The sequence below is a fragment of the Gellertiella sp. DMC107 genome, assembly GCF_056313605.1.
This window is the reverse complement of the sequence record NZ_JBQUZZ010000008.1, coordinates 54,392-81,027: the sequence shown is the minus strand read 5'-3', so window position 1 is coordinate 81,027 and position 26,636 is coordinate 54,392. Positions and strand designations below refer to the sequence as shown.

Below are 26,636 nucleotides of genomic sequence, written 5' to 3'. Positions count from 1 at the left end.
CCAAGGAGTTCATCATGACGCTGCGCATCAACCAGACCGCACCCGATTTTACCGCCGAGACGACCAAAGGCGAGCTTCGCTTCCATGACTGGATCGGCGACAGCTGGGCGGTTCTCTTCTCGCATCCCAAGAATTTTACCCCGGTCTGCACCACGGAGCTCGGCGCTATGGCGGGTCTTGCCGACCAGTTCGCCGCGCGCAATGTCAAGGTGATCGGCATCTCGGTCGATCCGGTCGAGTCGCACTTCAAATGGAAGGAAGACATCCGCACCGCGACGGGTTTCGACGTGGATTATCCCCTCATCGGCGACCGTGATCTGAAGGTGGCCAAGCTCTATGACATGTTGCCGGACGATGCCGGTGACAGCGCCGAGGGACGTACGCCGGCCGACAATGCGACGGTCCGTTCGGTCTACATCATCGGGCCCGACAAGAAGATCAAGCTCATTCTGACCTACCCGATGACCACCGGCCGCAATTTCGAAGAGATCCTTCGCGCGATCGATTCCATTCAGCTGACGGCCAAGCACCAGGTGGCAACGCCGGCCAACTGGAAGCAGGGGGAGGATGTGATCATCACCGCCGCAGTGTCCAATGAAGATGCTGAAAAGCGGTTTGGCGCCTATCAAACGGTGCTGCCTTATCTCAGAAAGATCAAGCAGCCCGCCTGAACGGCATACCTTGCGGTGAGCGGCTTGCCGTACGCGGCTGCTCGCCCTTTGGCTGAAAGACCGAGGTTCTGCTGCCCTAGGGCTTTTCCGGAACGGCGAGGGCCTCCTCCATCTTGTGATCCTCCACCAGTTTTGCGGCCGCTGCGGCCACGCTGGTTCCGTCCTGAACGAAAACGGTCGGGAAGGGGATCCGAATGCCGTTTTCCTCAAAGGCCCGGCGAATGGCGAGGTAGGCCTTTCGTCGCAAGGTAAACTGGTGTCCGGGCTTCGTCTTCATCTTGATCCGTAGTTCGATGCCGTAATCCCCGAAGGCCTCGATCCCCTGCATCTTCATCGGCTCCAGCACATAGGGGGCAAATTCCGGTTCCTGTGCCAGCTGAAGGCCGATTTTCTTGATGAGCTTGCGGGCCATCTCCACATCGGTGGCATAGTCCACGTTGACGGAAAACTTCTCGATCACCCAGTCGCGGCTCATGTTCTGCACGGCGCCCAGCTCGCCGAAGGGCACGGTGAAGATGGGGCCACGGTGATGCCGCAACCGCACCGAACGCAATGAGAAGCCCTCGACTGTTCCTTTGTACTTGCTGGAGACGATGTACTCGCCGATGCGGAAGGCATCGTCGAACAGATAGAAGATCCCCGCGATCACATCCTTGACCAGCGATTGCGCGCCGAAGCCGATGGCGACACCGACCACGCCAGCGCCGGCAATAAGGGGCGCAATATCGACGCCGAAGGAGGATAGCACCATCAGGATCGCCACCACGGCGATGGCGGCGAGGAGAATGTTCTGAATAATCGGCAGAAGGGTCAACAGCCGCGCAGATTCACCGACGGCTCCTCCCTCGTCATGATCTCCGGGCGATGCGGCGTCGGGATTTGCGCCGATCTTGCGGGCAATCAGGGCTTTGGAGACCGCCCAGACGAAATCCGCGGCGAGCAGGATGACGGCCGCCTTCAGAGCGCCGCGCAGCAGCCGCGCCAAAGTCGTGTCGTCTCCCGTCATCATGGCGCTGTCGAGATCCATGGCCTGGGCGAGCAGCAGACCGGCCACGAGGATGATGAGGATGCGCATGCCCCGTTCTATGACGGCGACAAGCAGGGGGCTCATAGGCGCGTCGCCTGTTTCCTCCTCGGGCGACGGAGCCCGCAGGATGTACTTCACCGACCGGTTGCTGGCCACAAGCAGTGCCGGCAGGAAAACCAGGGCGACCGCCAGCCAGAAAAGGACATAGACGCCCGACAGCCGCAGGAACCAGAGCAGAAGGACATAGGCGGTCAGGGCCCAGGTGACGGCCTTGTTGTTGGGTGCGCCCGCCGGCGGGCGCGTCCAGAGCGCGCCCAGGGTGAGGGCGGCAAGAACCGTATCGAGCGGTACAGCGAGCACTTCGATCGAAATGGCCGAGAAACCTGCCGATTGCAGCAAGGTAAAGGATGCGCCGACGAAAGCCACCCATACTGAAATCCAGGCGGTCCATCGATACCAGTGATCCGACCGCGCCTCGTCCATGGGAAGGATGCGATATTCCCGGGCGTGTTCGAGCCCCATGAAATGCGGCAGCAGCAAGCTCCGGAAGGTGACCAGCGCCGCGCGCGCTGCGGTGGCGGCGAACAGGTAGGAAAGGATCACCTCCTGCAATACGGGAGGCCATTCGAAAAGCAGGAAAAAGCCGATGCTGCCCACCGCAAAGGCGGCCAGCATGAGACCTCCGTAAAAAATGCGGGCAAACAGGGCAATGGAGCGGCCGCGTTGCGACCGATGGGATTGCGCCAGCATCCAGAGGCGGAAACCCCGGGTCAGCCGGTGCGCGAGCCAGTCGAGCGCGAGACCGCAGGCGATGAAGCCCGCAACGAGCAGCACGACATAGGGCACCCCGCGCGTCTGGAGTTCGGCACGCAACATGCCCGTCGCGTGCATGAACTCTGTGCCGAGTCCAGGCACGGACGTAGCCAGAAGACGGACATGCTGGCGAAAACTCTCCAATTGGGCGGACATGCCCGATTTCTGCATGCCATTCGGGGCTGGCAAGGATGGCTGTTCAGGCGCAACAGGCGCTGTTTGCGCCTTTTCGGCGATAAGCGCCCGAATGTCGGGATCGTCGAGCAGACGGGACAATTCGCCGAGCTTTTCCTCCAGACCCGGAGGCGGTGGGGTAGGAGCCGCCGGTGCGGCTTGGAGACCTGGCGCCAGCAGAAGCAGGGTCGCGATTATGCTCAACCATTTCACGGCCCGTTTCATCACGCCTCCCTGGCATTTCCCTATCCCGATGCGGGTTTAAATTTATTTTATGATAATATTTACCATGGAAAGATGCGGCGTCCAGTGCGCTGCGCCAGCCCGGACTCGCCGACAATCCCGAAATCCCCGGGTTTGACAGGGGTGTTCTGCGACCGTTACACCCAGAGCCTCCTTTTCCCGCCTGAGATTGTCCCATGATCCTTCTCGCCAATTCCGAAGCCTGGCCTGGTTTTACGAAGAGCATCGACCTCCTGAAAACCGGCGCGACAGGCGTGGATGCCCTGGTGGCGGGCATCGGCGAGGTTGAGCGCGAAGCCAAGGTTCGCAGCGTAGGCTATGGCGGATGGCCCAACATGCTCGGTCGCATGGAATTCGATGCCGCCGTCATGGACGGTACGACGAGAGAGATCGGCGCCGTCGGCGCAGTGCCGGATACACTGCCCGTCGCGGCGCTGGCGCGTGAAGTCATGCGCCGTCTTCCGCATGTGATGCTGACCGGCGAAGGCGCGCGCCGTTTCGCGACCGAACTGGGTTTCCCGCTTGACGAGACGCTTCACCCGGACAGCAAACGCGTTTGGTGGGAACGGTTGGAAAAGGAACTTTCTCCGGACGCGCTTGCAGCCTTTCCCGACGTGCCTTTGGCTCCGCTCAGCCATGCCATCACCGATCCTGAGCGGGTTCGGGATACGACCGTCTTTCTGGCGAAGGACGCTTCGGGCGGGCTTTCGGCTGTCACCTCCACCTCGGGTTGGGCATGGAAATATCCCGGACGGCTCGGGGATTCGCCGATACCGGGCGCCGGTTACTATGCTGACAGCCGCTTTGGCGCGGCGGCCTGTACCCATACGGGCGAGATGACGATGCGGTGCGGCACCGCACGCTCGATCGTTCTTGCCTTGCGTCTCGGCCATTCCCTGGAGGAAGCGGTGGATCTGGCCATTGCCGAACTCCGGGAATTGCGCGAGGGCTTTATCGGCGGCGTGGTCATCCATGCGATGGATGCCGACGAGCGGCATCGCGTCGTCAGCCTGAATTGCGATGAACCCATCTTCTACTGGTATTGGCAGGACGGCATGACGGCGGCAGAAAAACGGGTGGCCGAGGCGGTCTGACGTCTAGGCCGCCGGTCTGGACCGCCAGGCCCAACGGCCAATCACATGATCGAGGGAGAGGCGCCCCGGCCCCCGCGCAATGACGAGAAGCAGGCAGGTGGCCCAGGTTCCGTGGGTCGGCCACGCGCCCGGATAGACAAAGATCTGGATCACCAGCGTCATGATGAGAAGCGCAAGACCGGAGAGCCGGCTGAAGAGGCCGAGCACGAGCAGCACCGGGAAAACATGCTCGGCAATGGCGGCCAGATGCGCCGCCAACCATGGCGTGACGAGCGGCACCCTATATTCGTTCTCGAACAGATAGAGCGCCGTATCGTTGAGGACCCAGCCATCCACCTTTGTACGGCCCGATTGCCAGAACACACCGGCCATGGAAAGGCGTGCAAGGAGGGCGATCCCATCATGGGGAATGGCGGAGAGCAGGTCTCTTGCCCTGCCAAGAGGCCCCGATGTGCCTGAACCCGTTGTGCCCTTCGTCATGATGCCTGCTCCCCTTGCAGTCCGATGAAAGAGCCTGACTCGATCATGACGGTCAGGGCCAAGGTCAGATCGAAGCATTCGGCATAACCGGCCGCGAGGGTCGCGGCCTGCCCCAGAGGAAGGCCATCCTGCAAGGATCGCAGGAAGAGCGCGCAACCGGATGGCAGCCGGCGCATTTCGACCAGCAGCTGAGGCCGCGTCACCAGCACGTCCTCGCCCTGCCAATCGTCCACCGGCTCGGATGTCCGTCCATCTTGATGGCGTTCCCATATCGTCAGGCAGGGATAGGCAGAGTGGAGAACGGACATTGCGGGATGCGCCGTCAGTCTGACATTCTCGAGGACATCCGGCTCGAGGGCGGCGAAAGCATCCGGGGTCAGGGGTCGCATATCGGCGGCGTGATAGGCTCTGCTGCGCGCCGCCTCAAGCCGAACGATATCGGCCAGATAGGGCACGGACCGTGCGGGTTCGAAAGCCTCCACAAAGGGGGCAAGATCGTCGCCCCATTCGAGAAGAACCGGGGAACGAGGCGGGTGCACCGCGACGAATTCGGATGCCATGGACCGGAAAAAGGTCTTGCCGACCAAAGCCTCCGTAACAGGATGGCGGGCAGCCAGCGCCTCGGTCAGCCCCTGCTGCACATTGTTCCGATAGATGGCGAAGCGTCTGGCGGGCGTATCCCCGTTCCGGACGTCGAGGTTGGCCGGTACGGCGAGACCATCCTGCATAAGCGCGGCGGCAAAATGAGCCAGGTTGCGCTCTTCCGGAGAGGATTTGTCCATCAGGCGGCATCCGAGGCGGCGACGCGGTCGAGCAACCTCTGCGCCGTTTCCGCTTCCGCGCGAAGCAAAGGCCAGTCGGGCACGTCGTGATCCCATTCGATCAGGCTCGGAAGGGGGCCTCTCCTGGCCAGGACCCATTCGAAAAGGTCCCAGACCGGATCCCGAACGGCGCTGTCATGGCTGTCGATGAGGACCGGCGCACCGTGGCCATCGGCGACGACGGCATGGCCGCCCAGGTGAATCTCCTCGACGAAACCGAGAGGAAACCGAGCCATGTAGGCCCAGGGGTCGAGGTTGTGATTGGTTGCCGAGACGAAGACATTGTTCACGTCGAGCAGCAGTCCGCAGCCGGTCCTGCGGGCAATGGCGGACAGGAATTCGGTTTCCTCAAGCGTGCTTTCCGTGAACAGCAGATAGGTGGCCGGATTTTCCAGCAGCATCCGTCGCCCCAGTCGTTCTTGCACCCGGTCCACATGATCGGCCACCCGCTCCAGCATGAGCGGCGTGTAGGGCAGGGGCAGCAAGTCGTTCAGGAAACTGCCGTCATGACTGGACCAGGCCAAATGCTCGGAGAAGCTTTCGGGCTGATACCGGTCGCAAAGCTGCCTGAGGCGGGTGAGGTGCTCTTCGTCGAGCGGGGCCGGCGACCCGATGGACAGTCCTATACCGTGAACGGAAAGGGCATACTCTTCCCGCAGCCGGCTCAAGCGGGCGTGAGGCGGCCCGCCTTGCCCCATATAGTTTTCCGCGTGGATCTCGAAGAAACCGATGGGTTGCCGCGCTTCGATGATGGCGTTGAAATGCTGGGGCTTGAAGCCCACCCCCGCCCGTGGCGGCAGACGGCAAGGACAGTAGGCATGCTCTGCGATGAGAGCCTCCCCGATCTTGCCGCCCTGCATGGGAAATCCGCCGTCCATGTCAGGCCGGAGCTTCGCCGGGTGTCAGCGAGCCATGACCGTCCGGGGTCTTCATCGTCTCGCAGGTACCCGCAGGCACCAGCTTCCAGGCATTTTTCTGGTAGTCCACCTTCGATGTTCCGGCGCAGGTGGTGCCGGGACCGGCTGCACAATCATTCTGTCCCTTGAGCGCAATCCCGTAGCATTTTTCCTTGGCGTCCTCTGCCAAGACAGGGCCGGAAGCAACGGTCGCGAGCGCCGATGCGAGTGAACCGGCCAGGGCCAGGCTGGCAATAGATCTGTTTTTCATCCCACTCTCCAAGATTTCTGCGAGGCAAGGCGGCACCACCGCCTTCGCAAAAGATACGCAAGACATGCGGGCTTCGTTACCGGGCACTATTCACGAATTCGTGATCGTCCGGTAGGTGCGAGAATTGGCAGGTATCGTCAGATGCCGATGCAGACCCGGTTCCGTCCTTCTCCCTTGGCGCGATAGAGTGCGGCGTCGGCCCGACGGAAGAGGTCCTCGAAGCTTTCCCCCGAATGGGATGCCATGCCGAAACTGGCCGTGACCGCCGGCAGAATGATTCCATCATAGGGAACCGGCATGGATTCGATGGCTTCCCGCAGCCCTTCGCAAAGCAAGAGGGCGTTCTTTGCATCGCTCCGGTAGAGGATCGCGAATTCCTCACCGCCGAAGCGGGCGGCGACGTGGCCGTTACCCAGCTCCCGATGCAGCAGGTCACTGATGTGGCGGATGACATTATCGCCTGCCGGATGGCCGAAGCGGTCATTGATGCTCTTGAAATGGTCGATGTCGATGAGGATGAGGCAGGTACCGTCGAGGGCGCTTGTCCGGTGAACGAGCCGTTCGAAAGCAGCCCGGTTGAGAAGGCCGGTCATTCCGTCAGTATCTGCCTCGGTTTTCAGCCGGTTCACGAGTGCTGCCCATTCCCGCATTCGCTCGCCGAGAACGACCAGAGCATCGTATAGTCGCCGCATTTCCTCTCCGCGCCACGGCTTTGCGGGTGATCGGACGGGGCGGCCATCGGCGAGGTCGATCACCATGGCGCTTGCATGCAGCAAGGGGCCGAAAAGAAAGATCTGCACCGCGGCGGCAATGCCGATGAGGAACAGGATCACGATGAGCGTTCCCGAAAAAACGGCCATGAGCATCAGCCGGGCATGTCTTTCCTTGGAATAGAGATCGGCGATTGCCGCGGACAGAAACAGGTTGCGCACCTCCTCCACGGGCTTGATGGTGGGTACGTAATCGCGCGACAACTCGGCCGCCGTCTGGCTATAGGCCGCGTGCCCGTTTCCTTCGTCCAGGGCCCTGTCGACGATTTCCAGACCCTGATGGAAGAAAAGCCGTTCGAACTGCAGCTTCTTGCGGGAGATCAGATTCTCCTCGGGATACGCCGCTATGCTGAGATCCAGCAATTTCAGAAGTTCGGCCACGCGACCGCGCGTCAGGCGGCTTTCGATCTGGTTCTTGAGCGGCATCGGCTGGCGGACGATCAATGGCGCGATGATGTGGGACGCGATCCGCCCGGTGTAATCCCGAAGCTCGCTCAGAATATGGCCGCCGATGACCGGCGTCGCGAGGTCCGGATCCTCTCCGATCAGGCTGCCGCTCAGCCAGCGCAGGCAATCTTCCATCGCATCGGATGCGGACATCATGCTTTCGATGGCGGATTGTATGTCGTCGTAGGTCCGCCGGTCTGTCGGCTTGGCAAGAACGGCGTCGACCGTCTGCCGCGCCTTGGCAATCTGATGAGACAGGCGCTCCTTCAAGGCAGGGGGAACCGTGTGGCGTTTCACAAGAACGGATGGTTCCATGAGGGTGACAAGGCTTGCGTCCGTCTTCTGTCTTGCCTCCTGCAGCCGGGCAAGCTTCTCCGGCAAGGTGGCCAAGGGCTCGCCCATGGCGGAGTTCGCCGGCCCTCGTTCTGCCGCCAGGGCCGTCGCCGCATCCAGCACAGCCCGATAATATTCGACATCCCTGACGTTTTCCCGGCTCCGGTGATGGCTGTTGTAGAAATGGAAGAGCACCGCCGCCGACAGAATTAAGGTGCAGAAGGCCATCAGCAGGGCCGATGTCCAGAGCGCGCGAACCGTTGTATGATCGGGACCCCGGGGTGAGTGGATTTCGTTCGGAGGGGGAATTACGAGCACCGTGCCCCCCTGAAGATCTCCCCGGTCATGGGCGCAGAGCGTAAAAGGGCTGTCGGGGTCGCGTGCAATGTGTGAACAATCCTCATGTTCTCTATAGTTATAAATTATAATCGATTTACGACAATAGCTTGGGTTGGGAAGAATTGATGTTTCCGTTCACGTCAATGTGGATGACGCAAGTCTGAAACAAGCTGCCGGATCGAAAAAAGCCCAATTTTGCCTCCAGGCGGGTCGAGCGCTTCCACGGGCATTGTACCAGGCTCGGGGGAATGGCTTTATCGACGGCTCAAGGGAATCAGTTTCGGTATGGTTTGTGGCCATGCCCGACAGCACAGCGAGAACCAATGAATCAGCTTTCGATTGCCTTTCAGACTGCCGGTGAGATCCTGTTCGGGCGCGGCAAGGCTGCGGAAGCCGCATCCCGCATTCGCCGTTTCGGCCGGCGCATTTTTCTGGTGCACGGGCGGACGCCCTCCCGCGTCGACTGGCTGGCGGCGGGGCTCGAGGCCCTGGGGGCCGAAATCACCGGATTTGCCGTCGCCGGCGAGCCGGATCTGCCCCTGATCGAGATCGGTGTCGCCGCGGCCCGCTCGGCGGGGGCCGACGTGGTGGTTTCAATCGGCGGCGGATCGGTGATCGATGCCGGAAAGGCAATTGCCGCCCTTGTGAATGCCTCGGCACCCATCATCGATTATCTCGAGGTCGTCGGGTCGGGCCGCGTGATCGAGGAAGCCATGATCCCCTTTATCGCTGTGCCCACGACGGCCGGTACCGGGGCGGAGGTCACCCGAAATGCGGTTATCGGCGTGCCATCCCATCGTCGCAAGGTCAGCCTGCGGGATGGCCGCATGCTGGCCCGGCTGGCTCTTGTCGATCCGGCGCTGACCGACAATACGCCGCGGGGGATTACGCTCGAATCGGGTCTGGATGCGGTGACGCAGGTCATCGAACCTTACATCAGCAGCCGTGCCAACCGGTTGACCGACGCTCTTGCCGTCCAGGCCATACAATCCGGACTTTCCGCCTTGCGGGTGCTGATGCAGCGGGAAGACGAAGGCGCGCGTGACGAGCTGGCGTGGACAAGCCTCTGCGGCGGGCTTGCACTGGCCAATTCCGGGCTTGGCGTGGTTCACGGCCTGGCGGGTCCGCTGGGCGGACTGTCGGATGCGCCGCACGGGGCCATTTGCGGGGCGCTCCTTCCCTACGGGCTTGCGGCCAATCGCGATGCCGTGACGGAGCCCTCCCATGTCCGGCGAATCGAGGAGGTGCTTGGCATGATTGGAGCCGCGTTCGAAACCAGCGCCGGCAAGGCCCTGTCGGCCCTTGCCAACTGGGCCCGCGCCAATGGTTTGCCAAACCTGACCGCGATGGGCATTTCGCCGGCCGACCGCGAAAGTGCCGCGGCCATGGCCGCTTCATCCTCATCGATGAAAGCGAACCCCGTTCCGCTGGACCAGGCAACGCTGCTTGCCATACTTGAAGCGGCAAGCTGACAGGGGATGGGGCCAGTTCCGCAATTTCACCGGTGCTAAGGTCCACCTGGACTTGAAAAACATGCGCCCCGGTGGAAGGACAGAAAAGCGTCAACAGGGCCTGCGCAAGACGCAGCCTGCGAGGAACAAAAAGGGCAGCCGCCGTGACGGCACATCCGGCTGCTGGATGGAGGATTGCATGACCGAGCGTACCTATTATGCACCCGCAGGCGGTGCGCCCCCGCAGTCCCAGCTTCTGACCGGCCGGGCCGTTTTTACCGAAGCCTATGCGGTCATCCCACGCGGCGTCATGATGGATATCGTCACCAGCTATCTGCCGTTCTGGGAGGGAACCCGTCTCTGGATCATCTCTCGCCCGCTCTCCGGTTTTGCCGAGACCTTTTCCCAATATATCATGGAAGTACAGCCGGGCGGCGGAAGCGATCGCCCCGAGCTCGACCCTCTGGCCGAGGGCGCCCTCTTCGTGGTGGAGGGAGAGCTGACCGTGATACTCGACGGGACCTCCCATCGCATGACCCCTGGCGGTTTTGCCTTCCTGCCCCCGGGCAGCCGGTTCCGTATCCGGAACGAGAGTGCTGCTCCGGTCCGGTTCCACTGGATTCGGAAGGCCTACGAGGCCGTCGAGGGTCTGGATGTGCCGGAAGCCTTTTTCGTCAACGAAAAGGACATTCAGCCGGTTGCCATGGCCCATACGGAAGGCAAGTGGGCGACGACACGCTTCGTGGATCCGCTCGATCTGCGTCACGACATGCACGTCACCATCGTGACTTTCGAACCGGGCGCCGTCATTCCCTTTGCCGAGACGCATGTGATGGAACACGGCCTCTATGTGCTGGAGGGCAAGGCGGTCTATCGCCTGAACCAGGATTGGGTGGAGGTGGAAGCCGGCGACTACATGTGGCTGCGCGCCTTCTGCCCGCAGGCCTGCTATGCGGGCGGGCCGGGGCGCTTCCGCTACCTTCTCTACAAGGATGTCAACCGGCACATGAAGCTCAAGCTCGGCTGAATTGTCTTGGAAATCGGGTGTCTCTGACATTATAGGAATTCTGGATATACTGACGAGATACGGCCGGTCTTTTCCGGCCGTCTTACAGGAGGCCGGGACATACCCGTCGATCAACGCATGACCCGCCCCGTCCGCATCGTTTCGACCGGCGCGTGCCTGCCGGCAACTGTTCTTTCCTCTGCGGAAATCGACCGCCGGCTCGGACGACATGCCGGTTTCGTCGAAAAGATGACGGGCGTCGCCGAACGACGCATCGCGACGGAAGAAGACCAGATAGAGCTTGCTGTCAGGGCAGCGCGACAGGCGCTGGACGAGGCTGACCCTTCCGTACAGCCCGACCACATCCTGTTTGCTGCGGCTGTGCCCTATCAATCGATCCCGTCGACGGCGCCGCTCATTCTCCAAAGGCTCGGCCTTCCGCCCGGAAGCGCCGCCTGCTTCGACATCAATGCCACCTGTCTGAGTTTCCTCACGGCGGCGGATCTGGCCGGCACGATGATTGCCGGCGGGCAGGCCAGGAACGTCCTCGTGGTTTCCTCGGAAATCGCGTCCCGCGCCCTTCCCTGGGACGAAGCGCCGCTGACGGCCGCCTTGTTCGGTGATGGCGCGGCGGCGGCCCTTTTTTCCGCTTCCGGAACGCAAGGGTCGCGCTTTGTGGCCAGCCTGATGGAAACCTATCCGGAGGGATATGACGCCTGCCGGCTCGGGGCGGGCGGCACACGTTACGATTATCATCGGTCACCGGAGGAATTTGCGGCCAACAGCACCTTCGACATGGACGGCAAAAACCTCTATCGTATCACCTTCCAGCATTTCGAAGGCTTCCTCCAGCGGCTTCTGGCCCGGGCGGGATGGGCCGTGGGAGATGTGGATCTGGTCTTGCCCCATCAGGCCAGCGTGAGAGCTCTGGCGCATCTGGTGGATCGTTGCGGTTTTACCGAGAACAAGGTCGTCGATCTCATGCGCGTCTATGGCAATCAGGTGGCGGCATCGCTGCCCGTTGTTCTCGATCATGCGCTGCGCTCCGGTCGTTTGAAACCGGGCATGCGGGCCGTGATGCTCGGCACTTCGGCGGGGCTGTCGCTGGGTGGCCTTGCTTTTGTCACATAAGGCCAAACCATGCGAATTGCAGTGACGGGAGCGACCGGTTTTGTGGGAGGACGGCTTGTCCGGCATCTTTCGGCCCGGGGCGACGTCGCGCTGGGTTTCGGGCGTAACCGCGAAAAGGGAGCGCTTCTGGAGGCATTGGGCATTCCCTTCTTTCCGGTCGATCTGGAAGCCTCCGGCCCGCTGCCTGCCTTGCCATCTGCGGACGTGTTCGTGCATGCGGCAGCGCTTTCCTCGGCCTGGGGGCCGGCAGCGCATTTTCATGCGGCCAATGTGGACGGCACGGCGCGGGCGCTTGCCATGGCGCGGCAGATGGGGGTTCGCCGTTTTGTCTTTCTCTCGTCCCCCTCCGTCAGCTTCGAGCTGAAGGACCGCATGGATATTTCCGAGGACGACCCGCTGCCGAAACCGATCAATGCCTATGCTGCCAGCAAGGCGGCTGCCGAAGGCAGGGTGCGGGCGGCGCGGGATCTCCGCCCGATCATTCTGCGCCCGCGGGCTATTTACGGGCAAGGCGATGGGGCGCTTCTGCCCCGGCTGGTGCGTGCCGCCCAGGCCGGACCGCTGCCGCTGCTGCGCGGCGGGGTCGCCGTCACTCAACTCACCCACGTGGATGATGTGGTGGAAGCGGTCTGCGCCGCTGTCGATGCGCCCCTCAGCCTGGCAGGGGGCACCTATCACGTGACCGGTCCGGAAATCCTGCCGGTTCGTCATATTGCCGAGGCCGCCTGCCGTGGTGTGGGCATCGAACCACAGTGGCGGGTCGTGCCATGGCCGGTGGCGCGGGCGGGCGTGGGGCTTCTGGAAGCGGTCGCCCGGTGTCGCAAAGGTTCGCCGGAACCGCGAATTACGCTTTATGGGCTCGGGCTCTTTGCCTTTTCACAGGTCCTGAATTCCGATGCCATTCGAAGGGATCTGGCCTTCGAACCGCGCAGGGATTTCAGGACCGGGCTGGCGGAAGCCTTTTCGAAAGAGGGTGGCTGATGCAGGCTCCTGTCTTTCTGAACAGCGCAACGGTCCGGGTGCCTGAATGGATGGTGCTCGGCGGCGGTCGCCTTCGCCAGGTGCCGGTTGCGATCCGCTACGGCCTCCTGGATCATCCGCTGCTCGGACTGACGCTCATCGATACGGGATATGGCCCGCAGGTGACGAGCGATCCGCAGCGCAGCCTGTTTCTTCGGACCTATGCCCGCGTGTTGCGTATTCGCCTGCAGGAGGAGGAAGCGCCAGCGGCGGTGCTTGCGCGTCTCGGCCGGGAACCGGAGGACGTCAAAACCATCCTTCTCAGCCATTTTCATGCAGATCACGTGGCTCGCCTTGCCGAGTTTCCCCGTGCCCGGATGCTTGTGCCGGGACAGGCTTTTCATACTCTCTCCTCGCTCTCCCGGTTGGCCCAGCTGCATCACGGCTATTTCCCGGAATTGTTGCCTGAAGATTTCAGAGACCGCATCACGCCTTTCGAGGACAGGACCTTAACGCGTCATCCCTTCTGGGGCGCATGTCGGGATCTGGCCGGCGATGGCTCGGTGCTGGCTGTCGATTTGCCGGGGCACGCGCTCGGTCATCATGGATTCCTGTTTCCGAAACTCTCGGAGCCGCTGCTTTATGCTGTCGATGTGCAGTGGCACCGGCTCGCGCTGCAGGAGGAGCGATGGCCCGGTTTTCCCGCCTCAGCGGTCTACAGCGACCGGCGCGCCGCCCTTGCGACCAGCCGGAAGGTCGCGGCCTTTGCAGAGGGCGGCAACCGCGTGGTGCTGTGCCACCATCCCGAGGCCCCGAGCGAAGGGGGTGCTGCTTGACCCGGACCGATGCCTTCCAGACAGGCGAGGCCGTGCGAGCCTTTCTCGCTACCCGCTGGCGTGCGCAGACCCTGAAAACGCGGGCGGATGTCGAGGCCTACCAACGCCGCCGGCTGAGGGGCTGGCTGGCCGAAGCCGTGCCGGCCGTTTCCTTCTATCGCGATCGACGGGCTCGCTCGCTCTCGGAGCTTCCCCTCTTGTCCAAGGTGGAGCTGATGGCCGATTTCGGCGCGTTCAACCGCCTCGGCCTCTCCGCGGAGGACGGATGGAGGCATTTCCGGGCCGGTACGGCGCCGGCCGGCCATTTTGTCGGGGCGAGTACCGGCACGTCCGGCAATCGCGGCCTTTACGTCATCTCCTTGGCCGAACAGGCGCGTTGGCTGGGTACCATGCTGGCCAAGCTCCTGCCGCACTTTCCGTTCGAGAGCGCCCGGGTGGCGGTGATCCTGCCCCAGAACGCGGCGCTCTACCGGCAGCCCGGAAAAGGCGGCCGCCTTGCCCTTCGGTTCTTCGATCTGCATGAGGGTTTCGCCACCTTGCCGGACCGGCTTCGGGACTATGGCCCCGATACGCTGGTCGCCCCGCCGAAGGTGCTGCGTTTCCTGGCCGAGAATGGTCCGCCTGCCGGAATACGCCGGCTCTTCAGCGGAGCGGAGGTGCTCGATCCCACAGATCGCCAACGCATCGAGACCGGGTTCCAGCGGCCGGTTCGAGAAATCTATATGGCAACGGAAGGTCTTCTCGCCACCGCTTGCCGCCATCGCCGGCTGCATCTTGCCGAAGATGCGATGCATTTCGAACTGCAGGACGGACCGGCAGGAAGCGGACTTGTGACCCCGGTGATCACCGATTTTTCCCGCTCGACGCAGATCATGGCCCGCTATCGGATGAATGACCTGCTGCGCCTTTCCCGACAGGCCTGTTCCTGCGGATGCCCTTTCCGGGTTGTCGACGAAGTGGTCGGTCGAAATGACGATTGCCTCCTGCTTCCGGCTCTATCCGGAAAAGCAAGAGTGACGCTGACGCCTGACGTGCTGCGCAACACGATCCTCAATGCCGCGCCCACTGCCGAGGATTTCCGGTGCGAGCAGGTCAGCGGTGAAACGCTCCTCGTCCGCATGCCCGAAGGGCTGTCCGAATCCGAAATGGCGGCTGTGCGGCGCGATCTCGAACGGCTCGTCAGCCAGAACGGGGCCTGGGTCCGGATCGATCTGCGGCAGGAAGCGCTTTTGCCGACGGTGAAGAAGCTGCGCCGCGTCAGCCGCACCTGGGGGGAAGCGACATGAAACGGATTATCGTCACCGGTGCCCGTGCTCCCGTGGCCCTTCATTGGGCGCGCCTCCTGAAAGAGCAGGGCCATCGGGTGGTCTTGGCGGATACACAGCTGCTGCCCGTTTCGCGACCGACCCGTTTCAAGGACCGGTATGTCACGCTGCCACGTCCGATCGGACAAATGGCAGCCTATGCCGCCCGTTGGCGAGACCTTCTCAATGAGGAAAAGCCCGATCTCGTCCTTCCTACCTGTGAGGAGGTCTTCTTCCTTGCCGCCTTGCGTGACCGATATGCGCTTCCGCTTCCCCTCTTTGCGCCACCGTTCGACAGGCTAGCCGAAGTGCATGACAAGTATCGTTTCGCCCTGATGGCCGCCGCGCTCGATACTCCCTGCCGGCCGCCTGAAACGGCGCTGATCCGTGACGCGGACGATGCGGAGCCTTTTTTGGCAGAGTCCGGCAATTTCGTTTTCAAACCCGTTTGGTCCCGCTTTGCGGACCGGGTGTTGCGGCGGCCGGATCGCAGGGCACTGCAAGGCATGGATTGGAAAACCGGGGGGCCTTGGGTGGCCCAGGCCTATCTGCCGGGAGAGGAAATCAGCGCCTACGCGCTGGCTCATCATGGCCGGCTGCTTGCCCTTCAGGCCTATCGCGGCCTCTTTCGGGCCAGTGGTGGTGCCTCTGTGGCCTTCGAACCCGTCGAGGTTGCGGAAGCTTCCGCCTTCGTCGAGGCTTTCGTCCAGCAGACCGGATGGCACGGACAGGTCTCTTTCGATTTCCGGCGCGATGAGGCCGGTCTGCCGCGGGTAATCGAATGCAATCCCCGCGCCGTGAGCGGGCTGCATTTTTTTGCCGCGCGGGATGGTTTGGTGGATGCTCTCTTTGGTGTGGGGGCTGCCCGGGCGAGTATCCGCACGCCGCAAACGGTCAAGCTGGCGCTGTGGACCTACGGTCTTGCCGATGCGCTGTCTTCGGGACGGCTCGGGGCGTGGCGGAGCGCCCTGTCTGCCTGCGCGGATCTGACCCGCTATCCGGGAGATCGCGGTTTTGGCTGGGTGCAGCTTGCGGCGCTGGGCGAAATCGCCATGCTCGCCCTGCGCCACCGCACCGGCCTCAAGGCTGCCGCCACGGCCGATACGGAATGGAATGGCGAACCCCTATAGTTCCATCTCGTGATGGAGGGTCTCGCCTGCAAAGGCGGGTGTCCGTCCTGCCAGGATGTCGGCAATCGCCGTCCGCAACACATCGAGCGGACCGATCACTGCGGACGGCGTGCCGAAGCTGGCCGCATTGTCCCGGCAGGCTTCGAGAATATGCTGATCCTGCCGGAGCGCAATCTTGAAGAAGGGCCGCAACAATGCCGCCTTCACGTAGCCCAAACCGCCTTGGCGGGGACCCGCCAGAATGGCTACACCATGAACGGTTTCGTCGGTTTCCTGCCGCAGGTGAAAGGTGGTCGACAGATTGATGCGCTTCTGCCCCCAGAACTCAAGCTCGGCAATGCCCGGTGCAAGGAAGCGCGCGACACCCTTGCCACGCTGGCCTTCGAGGAGTTTGCTGACCAAACCGTGCTGTTTCGGCTCGCCCTCGTAGATGGCTTCCACCCAGTCGGGACCAGCCCTCAGTTCTATACGCACCCGATAGCGTTTGTTGCTCAGGCCGCGCAGCAGGCCCTTGTGGGTGAAATGGGTGTGGGTCGCGTCCAGAATATTCTCGGCCACATCCAGAACGGTCGACCGGACCCGGTTTTCGAGCCGCATGGCAATCGTGTCGGCCTGCTTCCATGCGGAGGCAGCCGGAGGCAAGCCGGGCTTGCGGGACAAGAACAGGATGCCATCCTGTTCGGTCACGCTGTAACTGGGCACGCCCAGTCTCGGTACGGCGCCGATCAGGCAAGGCATGCTTTGCAAAAGACCCTCACCGTTGAATTGCCAGCCGTGGTAAGGGCATTCGATGTGCCCATTGACAACCCGACCTCCCGAGAGGGGGGCGTGGCGGTGTGGGCACCGGTCCTGAAGGGCGCGGGCTGTGCCCGTCTCGTCCCTGAAAAGCACCAGCGGAAGGCCATCCGCCCAAATTTTCACGGGCTTCCTTCGGAGTTTGCGGCTCAAGCCTATGGCCTGCCAGACGGGAGTCTCTCGGGATGGGGTCAAAGTTCGAATCTCTTCATCAGAGGAATGCCGATCCGCGTAAGGACCGTCTCGATCATGCGTGTGGACAGGCGATTGGCAAGGGGAAGATGGTCGATGTAGACGGCGGTAAATTCGATCGCCGGCTGCGCACCGCGGGTGCGCTTGAAGAGCGCGGCGCCGGCGCTCATGTTGTAGAGGAGACGACGTCGGCGCGCCTCCAGCATTCCGAAGGCCACCAGATGCCGATAAAGCCCCGCCTGCTGGGGCTGCGCCATATCGTAACCGACGACAGGAGCGGTCAAGACGTCCTGCCCGGCAAAAAAGCCGATCACACCCTGCATGGCTCCATCGCCATCGCGCAGTACATGGAACTCCAGGAGACCGGCCTGGTGCATGCGCTCCATGAAGAGGGGGGTATAATCCGGATTGAGCGGGGTATATTTGTCGAGATAGAGCTGCCCGTAAAGATCGGCAATACGCACGAAATCCTCGGTGGTGAGCGTTTCGGGACCGTAGAACCGCAATCCGCTGCGCTCCATCAGTCTGATGTCGTTCTTCAAGTCGCGCCGGAGCGGGGGCAGGTTCTCGCGACAGTCATAAAGATAGACCTGACGTGCGGGCAGAAGCCTGTATCCGAGCCCCCGAAACGCGTCCAGGACCTCTGCATCGCTCCCGTCGTTCAGCGAGCGCCAGACAATGGCTCTCGACGGTTCCCGCGACACCAGCCTGCGTGTGAGTCCCGCCAGAGATTCCGCATCCCATTGGCACCAGATGTTTGTCGAAAGCAGCCAATTGTTGGGCTGAACCTGCCGGTCGAGTCCGCTCGCCGCCAATAGCGGCCTCGCCAGCCCGACCAGTCGCCCAAGGACAGTCTTCAGAAGGGGGGAGGCCGCGAAGTTGCGCAGTTCTTCGAGGGCATAATCGGTATATGCCACCATCGGCGCGCAGATATAGCAGGTTCGCGCGCCGTCATTCCAGGTCAGCGGAATTCCCCCTTCGACAGTCAGGCGTGTCGAGAGGTTGGCGACGAAAGCGCCTATGTCCTCGCTGCCTATCGTTGCTGCCAGGCGTTCCGCCCTGTTCTCCGGTTGCGCCATGGGTGTCGACAGGCCCTCCCTTTCCCTTGGCGACCTATACAGCCTGGCCCGGTGTCGTGCCACCCTGCAGACCGGCCCGCCTTCCATGTAAATGGACCAGACCAATTCCGGCGAAAAGCCTGTTCCTCAACCTCGGTTTTCTCACAATTATGAAAATGAATTTCATTTATGTCGTTGAAAACGGGTTTCCTGTTGACGTCCGTGAAATTTTGCAGCAGGTTGACGAAAATAAATTACGAAAAGGGGATGGAGACAGGATGAAAGTGGGCATCATTGGCCTTGGCTTCCGCCTTGGCTATCTGGGCTATGTTTTCAAGGCAGTGGATCCGAGTTTCGAGATCGTCGGCTATGTCGATCCGGAGCCCGCGGGCCTTCCCGGTCTTCAGGCCAAGGGCATTTCTGCCGGCAAGGCCTATGCGACCCCGGAAGAGCTGATTGCCGGCGAGAAACTCGACCTCTTGATGATCGGTTCGCCGAACCACATGCATCTCGACCATATCCGTCTCGGGCTTGAAGCCGGGCTCAAGATCTTCTGCGAAAAGCCCGTCGTCACCACCATCGAGGAAAGCATCGCGCTCGCCGCTCTCATGCAGAAATTCGGTCATGACCGGGTGCAGGTGGGGCTGGTGCTGCGCTATTCGCCGCTCTACCGGGACCTGCGCGCCATCCAGGCGGAAGGCAAGCTCGGCCATGTGGTTTCCATCGAAGCATCCGAACACATCGAGCCTTATCACGGTGCCTTCTTCATGCGTGACTGGCGCCGCTACGGCCGCTATTCCGGCAGCTTCATGCTGGAAAAATGCTGCCACGATCTCGACCTCTACAATGGGGTGATCGGCGCGCGGCCGGAGCGGGTCGCGAGTTTCGGCGGCCGCAAGAGCTTCGTGCCGGAAAACGATCCGGTGCGCGAGGGCATCAACGATCTCGAGCTGTTTCACCGCAAGCCGTCCGGCTGGCTCGGCTCCGACAAGGTGTTCGACAGCGATGGGGACATCATCGACTACCAGGTGGCCATCGTCGAATATGCAAACGGCGTCGGCATGAATTTCCACACCAACCTCAATGTGCCCGACCAGTTCCGGCGCTTCGCCATCATGGGATCGCGGGGCAAGGCGGAGGGCGATTTCGTGCGCGGTTATCTGAATGTGCACGAGCAGCTTACGGGGAAGCATATCGTCGCCAACAGCTATAGTGCCACGGCCCTGTCCGAGCATTATGGCGCCGATGAGCAGATGGCAGCGGACCTGCTCGAAAACGCCCGCACGGGCGTCGCCCTGCCGGTTTCTACCTTGAATGCGCTGGAAGCGGGGATCCTGGCCATGGCCATGGATGAGGCGCGCATGACGAAGAGCGTCATCGATCTTCGTCCGGTCTGGGACCGCTTCGACGAAGCGTTGCACGGCAAGGCGGCCTGAGGGGAGGGCGCGATGACGGTGAAGAGAAGCGCGACACTATTTGCCTGGCTCCTGCTGCTTCCGGCGGTTCTCTACGTGGCTGTCATCGTGGCCTATCCGCTGGTCGATACGATTATCCTGTCCTTCACGGATGCCTCCCTGAAGAAAGTCACGAACTTCGTCGGCTGGGCGAACTACCAGAAGATCTTCAAGCCCACCTTCGCGGAGGTCATCACCCGCACCTTCGTCTGGACCTTCTTTTCCGTTCTTTTCAAGATGATCATCGGCGTCTTCGGGGCAAGCATGCTGAATGCCGCCGTGCCGGGTCGTGCGCTCTTCCGGGTGCTGACGATGCCGCCATGGGTCGTGCCGATGGCCATCGGCATTTTCATGTGGGGCTGGATGTATAACGGCCAGTTCGGCATGATCTCCGGCGTTCTGCAGAACATGGGCGTCGTGGATGGGCCGGTCGCCTTCCTGGCCTATGGCAACACCGCCTTCTGGGCGACGATCATCACCGACGTGTGGATTGGCGTGCCTTTGGTGACGCTCTACATGCTGGCAGCCATGCAGGCGATCCCGCAGGATCTCTACGAGGCCGCCTGGACGGATGGCGCCGGGCGCTTCTATCGCTTCCGCCGCATCACGCTGCCGCTGATCCTGCCGGCGCTGATCACCATGTCGATGTTGTCGCTGATCGCCACCTTCAACTCCTTCGACATCATCTGGATCCTCACCCGCGGCGGGCCGAACGGCGACACGACCACGATGATCATCGATACCTACAAGACCGCCATCGGCTCGAAGAAATACGGCGAAGGCGCGGCCCGCGCGGTGCTCATCTGCATCTTCCTGTCGCTCTTCTGCCTCGCCTATTTCCGCATCACCAGCCGCCTGACATCGGGAGACCGCAAATGAAGACGTCCCAGATGATCGCCCGTTACAAGTGGTATGAAATCGTCGGAATCTATGCGGGCATCGCAGTGTTCCTGACCTTCATCCTCGCGCCCTTCATCGAAGGTTTCCTCGTTTCGCTGAAGCCACTCGGTCTTCTGTTCTCGTCGCCTTACCGATTTTGGCCGGAAAACGGCTCGTTCCGGGCCTATGTGACCATGTGGGAAAGCGTGCCGGGCTTCGGCTGGTACATCTTCAACTCCTTTTTCATCTCCTCGGTGGTGACAGCCATCGTGCTGGTGATCGTGGTGCCGGCAGCCTATGCCTTCGCCCGTTTCGAATTCCGGGGTTCGGGTGTGTTGCTCGGCGCATTCCTCGCGGTGAACATGTTCTCCGGCGCCGTTCTTCTCATTCCGCTCTTCCGGCTCATGCGCAGCTTCGGCGTGCTGAACACCTATTTCGCCATGATCGTGCCCGGTGTCGCCTTCCTGATCCCGTCTGCGATCTGGCTCCTGCGCACCTACATGATCCGCATTCCCAAGGAGCTCGATGAGGCCGCCTTCGTGGATGGCGCCAGCTATTTCTATACGCTCCGCCGTGTGATCCTGCCGATTGCCATGCCCGGCATTACCGTGGTCGGCATCACCACCTTCATCGGCGCCTATGCCCAGCAATTCATCTTCGCGCTGACCTTCAACTCGAAGACCGAATACATGCCGCTTCCGGTCGGACTGTTTGCCTATTTCGGGCGGCAGGAAGTGGTGTGGAACGAGCTCATGGCCGCAAGCTTCGTCGGTATTGCGCCCGCCATGATCCTCATCTTCCTGATGCAACGCTATCTCGTCGCCGGTCTGACCGCCGGCGCCGTGAAACAATAGTCACCGAACAATAGCTTCCAAAAAGCAAGGGGAACTGACCATGACAAAGAAACTTTCGCTTCTCGCAGGCAGCCTGGTGCTTCTCGCCAGCACCGCCATGCCGACGCTCGCCGAAGACAAGGAACTGTCCTTCATCGTCTGCGGCGACACCATGAACAAGGTGCAGGAACGGGTGATGCACGAGTGGGAGGCCAAGAACCCGGGTTACAAGGTAAAGCCGGAAGTCGTTGGCTGGGACCAGTGCCAGGACAAGGTGACGACGCTCGCCGCCGCCGGTACGCCGGTCTCGCTCGCCTATGTCGGCTCGCGCACGCTGAAGGAATTTGCCAGCAACGACCTGATCGTTCCCATCCCGATGTCGGATGAGGAAAAGGGTGCCTATTATCCCAACATCGTCGATACGGTGACCTTCGAGGGACAGCAGTGGGGCGTTCCGGTCGCCTTCTCCACCAAGGCGCTGTTCTGGAACAAGGACCTCTTCAAGCAGGCCGGCCTCGATCCCGAAACCCCGCCGAAGACCTGGGACGAAGAGCTGCAGATGGCCAAGACCATCAAGGAAAAGACCGGCATTCCGGGGTTTGGCGTGGTCGCGAAAACCTTCGACAACACCATGCACCAGTTCCTCCACTGGGTGTACACCAACAATGGCTCGGTGATCGACAAGGACGGGAAGATCACGCTCGACAGCCCGCAGAATCTCGCGGCTCTCACAGCACTGAAGAATATCGTTCCCTATGCGGAAGAAGGCCCAACCGCCTACGAGCAGAACGAAGTGCGCGCCATCTTCCTCGACGGCAAGGTCGCGATGATCCAGGCCTCCGTCGGTGCCGTCGTGCGCCTGGCCGATACCAAGATCAACTGGGGCGTCACCAATCTGCCGCTCGGCCCCGATGCAAAGGGCCCGGGCACGCTTCTGATCACCGACAGCCTTGCCGTGTTCAAGGGCACTGACGTGGAAGACAAGGCGATCGATCTCGCCAAGTTCCTGACCGCACCGGCCGCACAGTTCGAATATGAACTGTCCGAAGGCCTGACCCCGCTGCGCCCGAGCGCGGAAGTGGACAAGCTGGTAGCCGAAAAGCCCTACTGGAAGCCTTTCATCGACGGCATTTCCTATGGTGGTCCGGAGCCGCTCTTTACCGACTACAAGAACTTCCAGAATTCGATGATCTCCATGGTCCAGTCCGTCGTGACGGGTCAGGCAGAGCCGGCTGACGCGCTGAAGAAGGCCGCAGCCGAAATCGAAGAGTTCAAGTAAGATCGGTGCAGACAGGCGGCCGCCGGGAGACCGGCGGTCGCTGCCTTTCCCAAGGGAAGAGGCCAATCGCGGGAGCGGATATTGGGACAGCTTGATATCAACAAGGTACAGAAGTTCTTCGGCACTTTCGAAGTGCTGAAGCAGGTGGACCTGCAGGTCCGTGACGGCGAATTCGTCGTCTTCGTCGGTCCGTCCGGCTGCGGGAAATCCACCCTGCTGCGCATGATCGCCGGTCTTGAGGACACGACGAAGGGCGACATCGTCATCGATGGGGTAAGGGTCAACGACCTGCCGCCCGTGAAGCGCGGCATTGCCATGGTGTTCCAGTCCTATGCGCTTTACCCGCATATGAGCGTGTTCGAGAACATCGCCTTCCCGCTGCGGGTCGAGGGGATGGAAGAAGCCAAATTGCGGAAAAAGGTCGAGGATGCCGCACGCATCCTGCACCTGGAACAGCGGCTGGATCAGAAGCCGGGCCTGCTTTCGGGCGGCCAGCGCCAGCGCGTCGCCATCGGCCGGGCTATCGTCCGCGAACCGAAGATCTTCCTGTTTGACGAACCGCTCTCCAACCTCGACGCCGCCCTGCGTGCGGACATGCGCATCGAGCTTGCCAAGCTGCACAAACGCCTGAAGGCCACCATGATCTATGTAACCCATGATCAGGTCGAAGCCATGACCATGGCGGACCGCATCGTGGTGATGCATGCGGGCGGTATCGCCCAGACCGGAGCGCCGCTCGAACTCTATCACAAGCCGGCCAATCTTTTCGTCGCCGGTTTTATCGGCAATCCCAAGATGAACTTCATTCCCGTCACCTGTGTGTCCCAGGGCAGCGAGGGGGTTACGGTCGATTACAAGGGCAATCGTCTGACCGTCCCCGTGGAGGGCAGGGGCGGTCTTGAGGGCGCCATGCTGACGCTGGGCATCCGGCCTGAACATGTGGAACTCGGCGCGGGAGATCTCACCGTGACCGTCATCCCTTCTGTCATCGAGCGGCTGGGTGCGGAAACGATTGCCTACGCCTCCCTGGATGGCGAAAGCGAGAATTTCTGCGCCACGCTCGGTGGAAGCGCGGTGCTGCAGACAGACCAGCCGCTCCCCATGGCCATCAAGGCGACAGATTGCCATCTTTTCGACCAGGCCGGGCAGGCGCTTGAGCGCCGGGTCTCTCTATCGGCACTGGATTCGAGAACGCCGGTCCTTCAGCGGATGCCGGGCTGAACAGACTTTGCAAAAGGGTGACCGGCCTCTCGCGGTCACTTGAAGGGAGGGATGCGCTGGTGGTCGCATTCCTCCCTTTCTCTTGCCGAAAAGGGGTGGACGATGGCTGATGCTGTGGTGCGGGCGGCAGCCTACCAGACGAGGCCGCGGGCGGCGACCGGCTCCACCCGGGTCACGATGCCCTCCTGGTGAAACACCATCGTGTCGAACAGGTTGGAAACCACGCAGGTATGATTGGGGATGATGCGGATCTTCTCTCCGATCTCCGGCTTTGTTGCCGACGCGGAGAGATCGATGACACCGTGCTCCTCCGACAGCCCCGTTATGACAGCGCCCGGATAGCCGACAACCAGCCCGTAATCGTGAAATCCGAGCAGGTCAGAGGTCAAGGCCTTCGAACCGGCATCGATGACAGCGCGAGTCTCTGTCGGCCGGGAAACGACGGTCGCAAGGATATGCATGGCGCAGTCGTCTTCGGTGCAGTGGCCAGCCCGGATCATGGCGCGATCATTGTAGATATAGGTCCCGGCCCGGTGCTCCGTTGCAGCGGGCACCCGATGGGCTTCAAACAGGCTTGGCGTGCCGCCATTGCTCACGATCGGGCATTCGAGACCTGCCTCGGTGAGGCGTTCAAGAGTGTGTTCGAGAAAAGACTGCACCTCGGCATGCCCGCCCGGACGCGGATAGGTCAAAAGCCCGCCGAAGGTAAGTCCGGGCGCACGGTCGATCCGCTGCGCCAGCGCCAAGGCCTGCTGCGGCGTCTGGACGCCGCAGCGACCTCCGCCCGTATCGCATTCGACCAGGACGGAAAGCGGCTTGCCCCGTTGAAAAAAGGCGGACAGACCATCTATGGTAACGGCACTGTCCGCCACCACCTTCAAACCCCCGATCCGGCCATGAAGAGCCGCCAGGCGTTCATGCTTTTCCGCGCCGAGAATGTTGAAGGTGATGAGAATGTCGTCGAAACCGGCTGCGGCAAACACTTCCGCTTCCGTGATCTTCTGGCAGTTGATCCCTTTGGCCCCGGCCTTGACCTGGGCTGAAGCAAGCGCCGGAATCTTGTGCGTCTTGATATGGGGCCGGAAGCGGATGCCGTGCGCGTCCATATAGGACTGGACACGCTCTATATTGCGGGCAAGCCGTATTTCGTCGATCAGGGGGCGCGGGGTCGAAAGGGTCTCGATGGACTGGCCCGGCCGGCCAAGTTCCTGAAATTCCGCCGATGTCATGCCTCGCCTGCTCCCATGGTCAATCCGTGTGGGTCCTCGACCATCGGCCAGATGGTCTTCGGCGCCCGCCGATAGGGTGTCTTTGCCGGGTTGTTGGGATAGGGCGTTCCGGCCGAACAGTAAACGATCTCCGACGCAATCCGCGAGAAAGACGCAAAAAAGTGGTTCGTCGATTTGATCACCAGGATCTTCCGCGTGGTCGGATCGATCCCCATCGCCGAAAACAGGCTGGGATCGAAACTCTGGGCGCGGGTGGAGTTCAGGATGATCTCGATGCCGTTCATGATGATCAGGGCGGCATCGCCGAAGGGGGCGTAGCTTTCCCCGAACCGCATTTCGGCATTTTCCACCAGCTTCACAACCCGCACATGCCCATCGATGGGATTGCCTGTGCCGGGAGCGGACTTGGCGCCGAAGCGGAGCGGGATTTCAGCCCCTTCGCCGGCGGCCATGCAGATCTTCACGGCCATGGGATCCCAGATCGTGCCGATGGCGGTATCCGTCGCGCCGCGCGCCAGAAGCTCGGAAAGAAGCACGGTGGCATCGCCGGCCGTGCCGCCCCCCGGATTATCCCAGACATCGGCAATCACGACCGGCCAGGCCGTTGCCTTCATCGCATGCTCTACCGCCAGGCGCTCGTCGACCTGCGGCATGATAAAAGTGCCGCGCTTTTCGAAGAGTTCGAGACCAAGCCTGCGGGCGAGCGCATCGCCCTTGTCCTTTCGGTCATCCGTGACCACCAGCATCTTGGTGCCCATTTCCGGTACGTCACCGGCCATGAAGCCATGAATGACCGAAATCGACAGAATGTCCGGATCCTGTCGCTCTATCTCCACCAACCGGTCGACAAAGGACCGCATCGGATCGCGGGAGGTCGGGTAGACATCGATCATCCGGCAGTCGAATACGGACATCACGGGCTTCACCCGGCCTTCGAGCGTCGCGACCGTGATGCGCCACAGATCTTCCGCGCGATCGACGAAATCCGTATGCGGGAACTCCTTGAAATAGACGAAGACATCGGCCGCCTCGAGCCGCTTTGCCGTTAGATGGCTGTGGGGATCGAGCTCCGCCGTGATCAGCACATCCGGGCCGACGATGGCGCGCATGCGGGCAAGGATATCGCCCTCCGTATCCTCATACCCGGACGCCACCATGGCGCCATGCAGGCCGAGCACCACCGCATCGACGGGCAGGGCCGCCCGCAACTGTTCCAGCACCTCGTCGCGCAAGCCCTCATAGGCCTGCCGGTTGACAAGCCCCGCAGGATCGGCCCAGGCGGCGGTCCCCTCTATGAGCGTCCAGCCCTTTTCCCGGCAAACCCGCCGCCCAACGGTGATGGGGGCGGAGCACAGGGTCGGCGTATCGGGATGCGTCCCCGGCGGTGCGTAAAGCGATGCCTCGAATGCGGATCGGTCCACGCAGATCGGGGAGAAAGTATTGGTCTCGGTGGCAAGCGCTGCCGTGAAAATCCGCACGTTTCAAGCCTTTGTTTCTGA

The 26,636-nt window shown here is 61.9% G+C and carries 24 protein-coding genes and 1 pseudogene; 14 read left to right on the top strand and 11 right to left on the bottom strand.

Going from position 1 to position 26,636, the window contains the following annotated elements:
• The first annotated feature begins 14 nt into the window (after positions 1 to 14).
• Positions 15 to 671: a peroxiredoxin gene (locus ACT54B_RS21080; RefSeq protein WP_476047883.1), complete on the top strand. Its 657-nt coding sequence runs from the start codon at positions 15 to 17 to the stop codon at positions 669 to 671.
• A gap of 76 nt (positions 672 to 747) precedes the next feature.
• Here ACT54B_RS21080 and ACT54B_RS21075 read toward each other — a convergent pair whose 3' ends face one another.
• Positions 748 to 2,910 carry a mechanosensitive ion channel family protein gene (locus ACT54B_RS21075; RefSeq protein WP_476047881.1) on the bottom strand — a complete coding sequence of 721 codons (2,163 nt, stop codon included), beginning with the start codon at positions 2,908 to 2,910 and terminating at the stop codon, positions 748 to 750.
• A 194-nt stretch (positions 2,911 to 3,104) separates the two neighbouring features.
• Between ACT54B_RS21075 and ACT54B_RS21070 the strand changes: the two genes are divergently transcribed.
• Complete coding sequence (locus ACT54B_RS21070; protein WP_476047879.1) at positions 3,105 to 4,022, top strand: isoaspartyl peptidase/L-asparaginase; 918 nt, start codon at positions 3,105 to 3,107, stop codon at positions 4,020 to 4,022.
• Between the two features lie 3 nt (positions 4,023 to 4,025).
• Here the strand turns inward: ACT54B_RS21070 and ACT54B_RS21065 are convergent, their stop codons facing one another.
• The 5 genes from ACT54B_RS21065 to ACT54B_RS21045 all read right to left on the bottom strand — a co-directional run bounded on the left by ACT54B_RS21065 (position 4,026) and on the right by ACT54B_RS21045 (position 8,358).
• Positions 4,026 to 4,502 carry a DoxX family protein gene (locus ACT54B_RS21065; RefSeq protein WP_476047877.1) on the bottom strand — a complete coding sequence of 159 codons (477 nt, stop codon included), beginning with the start codon at positions 4,500 to 4,502 and terminating at the stop codon, positions 4,026 to 4,028.
• Positions 4,499 to 5,284 carry an HvfC/BufC family peptide modification chaperone gene (locus ACT54B_RS21060; RefSeq protein ID WP_476047875.1) on the bottom strand — a complete coding sequence of 262 codons (786 nt, stop codon included), beginning with the start codon at positions 5,282 to 5,284 and terminating at the stop codon, positions 4,499 to 4,501. The genes ACT54B_RS21065 and ACT54B_RS21060 overlap by 4 nt, the downstream gene beginning before the upstream one ends.
• Positions 5,284 to 6,183, bottom strand: coding sequence for an MNIO family bufferin maturase (gene bufB, locus ACT54B_RS21055; RefSeq protein ID WP_476047905.1), 900 nt, complete (start codon positions 6,181 to 6,183; stop codon positions 5,284 to 5,286). Before bufB ends, ACT54B_RS21060 begins: the two co-directional genes overlap by 1 nt.
• 19 nt (positions 6,184 to 6,202) lie before the next feature.
• A complete protein-coding gene (locus ACT54B_RS21050; protein WP_476047873.1) occupies positions 6,203 to 6,490 on the bottom strand; it encodes a BufA1 family periplasmic bufferin-type metallophore in 288 nt (95 codons plus the stop codon).
• A gap of 137 nt (positions 6,491 to 6,627) precedes the next feature.
• A complete protein-coding gene (locus tag ACT54B_RS21045) occupies positions 6,628 to 8,358 on the bottom strand; it encodes a GGDEF domain-containing protein (protein ID WP_476047871.1) in 1,731 nt (576 codons plus the stop codon).
• Positions 8,359 to 8,702: 344 nt separating this feature from the next.
• Between ACT54B_RS21045 and ACT54B_RS21040 the strand changes: the two genes are divergently transcribed.
• The 7 genes from ACT54B_RS21040 (at position 8,703) to ACT54B_RS21010 (ending at position 16,197) form a co-directional block, all read left to right on the top strand.
• Positions 8,703 to 9,851, top strand: a complete 1,149-nt coding sequence (locus ACT54B_RS21040; protein WP_476047869.1) for an iron-containing alcohol dehydrogenase — start codon at positions 8,703 to 8,705, stop codon at positions 9,849 to 9,851.
• A gap of 178 nt (positions 9,852 to 10,029) precedes the next feature.
• Complete coding sequence (locus ACT54B_RS21035; protein ID WP_476047868.1) at positions 10,030 to 10,857, top strand: bifunctional allantoicase/(S)-ureidoglycine aminohydrolase; 828 nt, start codon at positions 10,030 to 10,032, stop codon at positions 10,855 to 10,857.
• Between the two features lie 117 nt (positions 10,858 to 10,974).
• Complete coding sequence (locus ACT54B_RS21030) at positions 10,975 to 11,967, top strand: 3-oxoacyl-ACP synthase III family protein (RefSeq protein ID WP_476047866.1); 993 nt, start codon at positions 10,975 to 10,977, stop codon at positions 11,965 to 11,967.
• A 9-nt stretch (positions 11,968 to 11,976) separates the two neighbouring features.
• Positions 11,977 to 12,948, top strand: a complete 972-nt coding sequence (locus ACT54B_RS21025) for an NAD-dependent epimerase/dehydratase family protein (RefSeq protein ID WP_476047864.1) — start codon at positions 11,977 to 11,979, stop codon at positions 12,946 to 12,948.
• Positions 12,948 to 13,763: an MBL fold metallo-hydrolase gene (locus ACT54B_RS21020; RefSeq protein WP_476047863.1), complete on the top strand. Its 816-nt coding sequence runs from the start codon at positions 12,948 to 12,950 to the stop codon at positions 13,761 to 13,763. Before ACT54B_RS21025 ends, ACT54B_RS21020 begins: the two co-directional genes overlap by 1 nt.
• Complete coding sequence (locus ACT54B_RS21015; protein ID WP_476047861.1) at positions 13,760 to 15,049, top strand: CoF synthetase; 1,290 nt, start codon at positions 13,760 to 13,762, stop codon at positions 15,047 to 15,049. The genes ACT54B_RS21020 and ACT54B_RS21015 overlap by 4 nt, the downstream gene beginning before the upstream one ends.
• Positions 15,046 to 16,197: an ATP-grasp domain-containing protein gene (locus ACT54B_RS21010; RefSeq protein WP_476047859.1), complete on the top strand. Its 1,152-nt coding sequence runs from the start codon at positions 15,046 to 15,048 to the stop codon at positions 16,195 to 16,197. The genes ACT54B_RS21015 and ACT54B_RS21010 overlap by 4 nt, the downstream gene beginning before the upstream one ends.
• On the opposite strand, the gene ACT54B_RS21005 is transcribed toward ACT54B_RS21010, so the two are convergent.
• The 3 genes and pseudogenes from ACT54B_RS21005 to ACT54B_RS20995 form a co-directional block, all read right to left on the bottom strand.
• Entirely contained in the window at positions 16,192 to 16,935 is a 744-nt protein-coding gene (locus ACT54B_RS21005) for a (2Fe-2S)-binding protein (RefSeq protein ID WP_476047908.1), read from the bottom strand. The two genes, ACT54B_RS21010 and ACT54B_RS21005, sit on opposite strands and share 6 nt — an antisense overlap.
• A pseudogene (locus tag ACT54B_RS21000) lies at positions 16,936 to 17,187 on the bottom strand (Rieske 2Fe-2S domain-containing protein); the annotation flags it as partial.
• Positions 17,184 to 18,263, bottom strand: coding sequence for a GNAT family protein (locus ACT54B_RS20995; protein WP_476047857.1), 1,080 nt, complete (start codon positions 18,261 to 18,263; stop codon positions 17,184 to 17,186). The pseudogene ACT54B_RS21000 and the gene ACT54B_RS20995, both read right to left, overlap by 4 nt.
• 257 nt (positions 18,264 to 18,520) lie before the next feature.
• Here ACT54B_RS20995 and ACT54B_RS20990 point away from each other — a divergent pair, with 257 nt between their 5' ends.
• From ACT54B_RS20990 to ACT54B_RS20970, 5 genes are all read left to right on the top strand, one after another.
• Entirely contained in the window at positions 18,521 to 19,678 is a 1,158-nt protein-coding gene (locus ACT54B_RS20990; RefSeq protein ID WP_476047855.1) for a Gfo/Idh/MocA family protein, read from the top strand.
• A 12-nt stretch (positions 19,679 to 19,690) separates the two neighbouring features.
• Positions 19,691 to 20,575 carry a carbohydrate ABC transporter permease gene (locus tag ACT54B_RS20985; protein ID WP_476047853.1) on the top strand — a complete coding sequence of 295 codons (885 nt, stop codon included), beginning with the start codon at positions 19,691 to 19,693 and terminating at the stop codon, positions 20,573 to 20,575.
• The gene (locus ACT54B_RS20980) at positions 20,572 to 21,429 is read left to right on the top strand and encodes a carbohydrate ABC transporter permease (protein WP_476047851.1); all 858 of its coding nucleotides are present in this window, start codon (positions 20,572 to 20,574) and stop codon (positions 21,427 to 21,429) included. The genes ACT54B_RS20985 and ACT54B_RS20980 overlap by 4 nt, the downstream gene beginning before the upstream one ends.
• Positions 21,430 to 21,469: 40 nt before the next feature.
• Positions 21,470 to 22,687 (top strand): ABC transporter substrate-binding protein, encoded by a 1,218-nt coding sequence (locus tag ACT54B_RS20975; protein WP_476047850.1) that lies wholly within the window; start codon positions 21,470 to 21,472, stop codon positions 22,685 to 22,687.
• Positions 22,688 to 22,768: 81 nt separating this feature from the next.
• On the top strand, positions 22,769 to 23,908 hold the full coding sequence (locus tag ACT54B_RS20970; RefSeq protein WP_476047848.1) for an ABC transporter ATP-binding protein: 1,140 nt from the start codon (positions 22,769 to 22,771) through the stop codon (positions 23,906 to 23,908).
• Between the two features lie 131 nt (positions 23,909 to 24,039).
• Here ACT54B_RS20970 and ACT54B_RS20965 read toward each other — a convergent pair whose 3' ends face one another.
• Entirely contained in the window at positions 24,040 to 25,137 is a 1,098-nt protein-coding gene (locus tag ACT54B_RS20965) for a D-TA family PLP-dependent enzyme (RefSeq protein ID WP_476047846.1), read from the bottom strand.
• Complete coding sequence (locus ACT54B_RS20960; protein WP_476047845.1) at positions 25,134 to 26,615, bottom strand: M81 family metallopeptidase; 1,482 nt, start codon at positions 26,613 to 26,615, stop codon at positions 25,134 to 25,136. Before ACT54B_RS20960 ends, ACT54B_RS20965 begins: the two co-directional genes overlap by 4 nt.
• Positions 26,616 to 26,636 lie beyond the last annotated feature (21 nt).

What these genes read in the sequence shown, in the direction of transcription:
- ACT54B_RS21080 (WP_476047883.1), top strand. Translation starts at nt 15, where the DNA reads ATGACGCTGCGCATCAACCAGACCGCACCCGATTTTACCGCCGAGACG.
- ACT54B_RS21075 (WP_476047881.1), bottom strand. Translation starts at nt 2,910, where the DNA reads ATGAAACGGGCCGTGAAATGGTTGAGCATAATCGCGACCCTGCTTCTG.
- ACT54B_RS21070 (WP_476047879.1), top strand. Translation starts at nt 3,105, where the DNA reads ATGATCCTTCTCGCCAATTCCGAAGCCTGGCCTGGTTTTACGAAGAGC.
- ACT54B_RS21065 (WP_476047877.1), bottom strand. Translation starts at nt 4,502, where the DNA reads ATGACGAAGGGCACAACGGGTTCAGGCACATCGGGGCCTCTTGGCAGG.
- ACT54B_RS21060 (WP_476047875.1), bottom strand. Translation starts at nt 5,284, where the DNA reads ATGGACAAATCCTCTCCGGAAGAGCGCAACCTGGCTCATTTTGCCGCC.
- bufB (WP_476047905.1), bottom strand. Translation starts at nt 6,183, where the DNA reads ATGCAGGGCGGCAAGATCGGGGAGGCTCTCATCGCAGAGCATGCCTAC.
- ACT54B_RS21050 (WP_476047873.1), bottom strand. Translation starts at nt 6,490, where the DNA reads ATGAAAAACAGATCTATTGCCAGCCTGGCCCTGGCCGGTTCACTCGCA.
- ACT54B_RS21040 (WP_476047869.1), top strand. Translation starts at nt 8,703, where the DNA reads ATGAATCAGCTTTCGATTGCCTTTCAGACTGCCGGTGAGATCCTGTTC.
- ACT54B_RS21035 (WP_476047868.1), top strand. Translation starts at nt 10,030, where the DNA reads ATGACCGAGCGTACCTATTATGCACCCGCAGGCGGTGCGCCCCCGCAG.
- ACT54B_RS21030 (WP_476047866.1), top strand. Translation starts at nt 10,975, where the DNA reads ATGACCCGCCCCGTCCGCATCGTTTCGACCGGCGCGTGCCTGCCGGCA.
- ACT54B_RS21025 (WP_476047864.1), top strand. Translation starts at nt 11,977, where the DNA reads ATGCGAATTGCAGTGACGGGAGCGACCGGTTTTGTGGGAGGACGGCTT.
- ACT54B_RS21020 (WP_476047863.1), top strand. Translation starts at nt 12,948, where the DNA reads ATGCAGGCTCCTGTCTTTCTGAACAGCGCAACGGTCCGGGTGCCTGAA.
- ACT54B_RS21010 (WP_476047859.1), top strand. Translation starts at nt 15,046, where the DNA reads ATGAAACGGATTATCGTCACCGGTGCCCGTGCTCCCGTGGCCCTTCAT.
- ACT54B_RS21005 (WP_476047908.1), bottom strand. Translation starts at nt 16,935, where the DNA reads ATGCCTTGCCTGATCGGCGCCGTACCGAGACTGGGCGTGCCCAGTTAC.
- ACT54B_RS20995 (WP_476047857.1), bottom strand. Translation starts at nt 18,263, where the DNA reads ATGGCGCAACCGGAGAACAGGGCGGAACGCCTGGCAGCAACGATAGGC.
- ACT54B_RS20990 (WP_476047855.1), top strand. Translation starts at nt 18,521, where the DNA reads ATGAAAGTGGGCATCATTGGCCTTGGCTTCCGCCTTGGCTATCTGGGC.
- ACT54B_RS20985 (WP_476047853.1), top strand. Translation starts at nt 19,691, where the DNA reads ATGACGGTGAAGAGAAGCGCGACACTATTTGCCTGGCTCCTGCTGCTT.
- ACT54B_RS20980 (WP_476047851.1), top strand. Translation starts at nt 20,572, where the DNA reads ATGAAGACGTCCCAGATGATCGCCCGTTACAAGTGGTATGAAATCGTC.
- ACT54B_RS20975 (WP_476047850.1), top strand. Translation starts at nt 21,470, where the DNA reads ATGACAAAGAAACTTTCGCTTCTCGCAGGCAGCCTGGTGCTTCTCGCC.
- ACT54B_RS20965 (WP_476047846.1), bottom strand. Translation starts at nt 25,137, where the DNA reads ATGACATCGGCGGAATTTCAGGAACTTGGCCGGCCGGGCCAGTCCATC.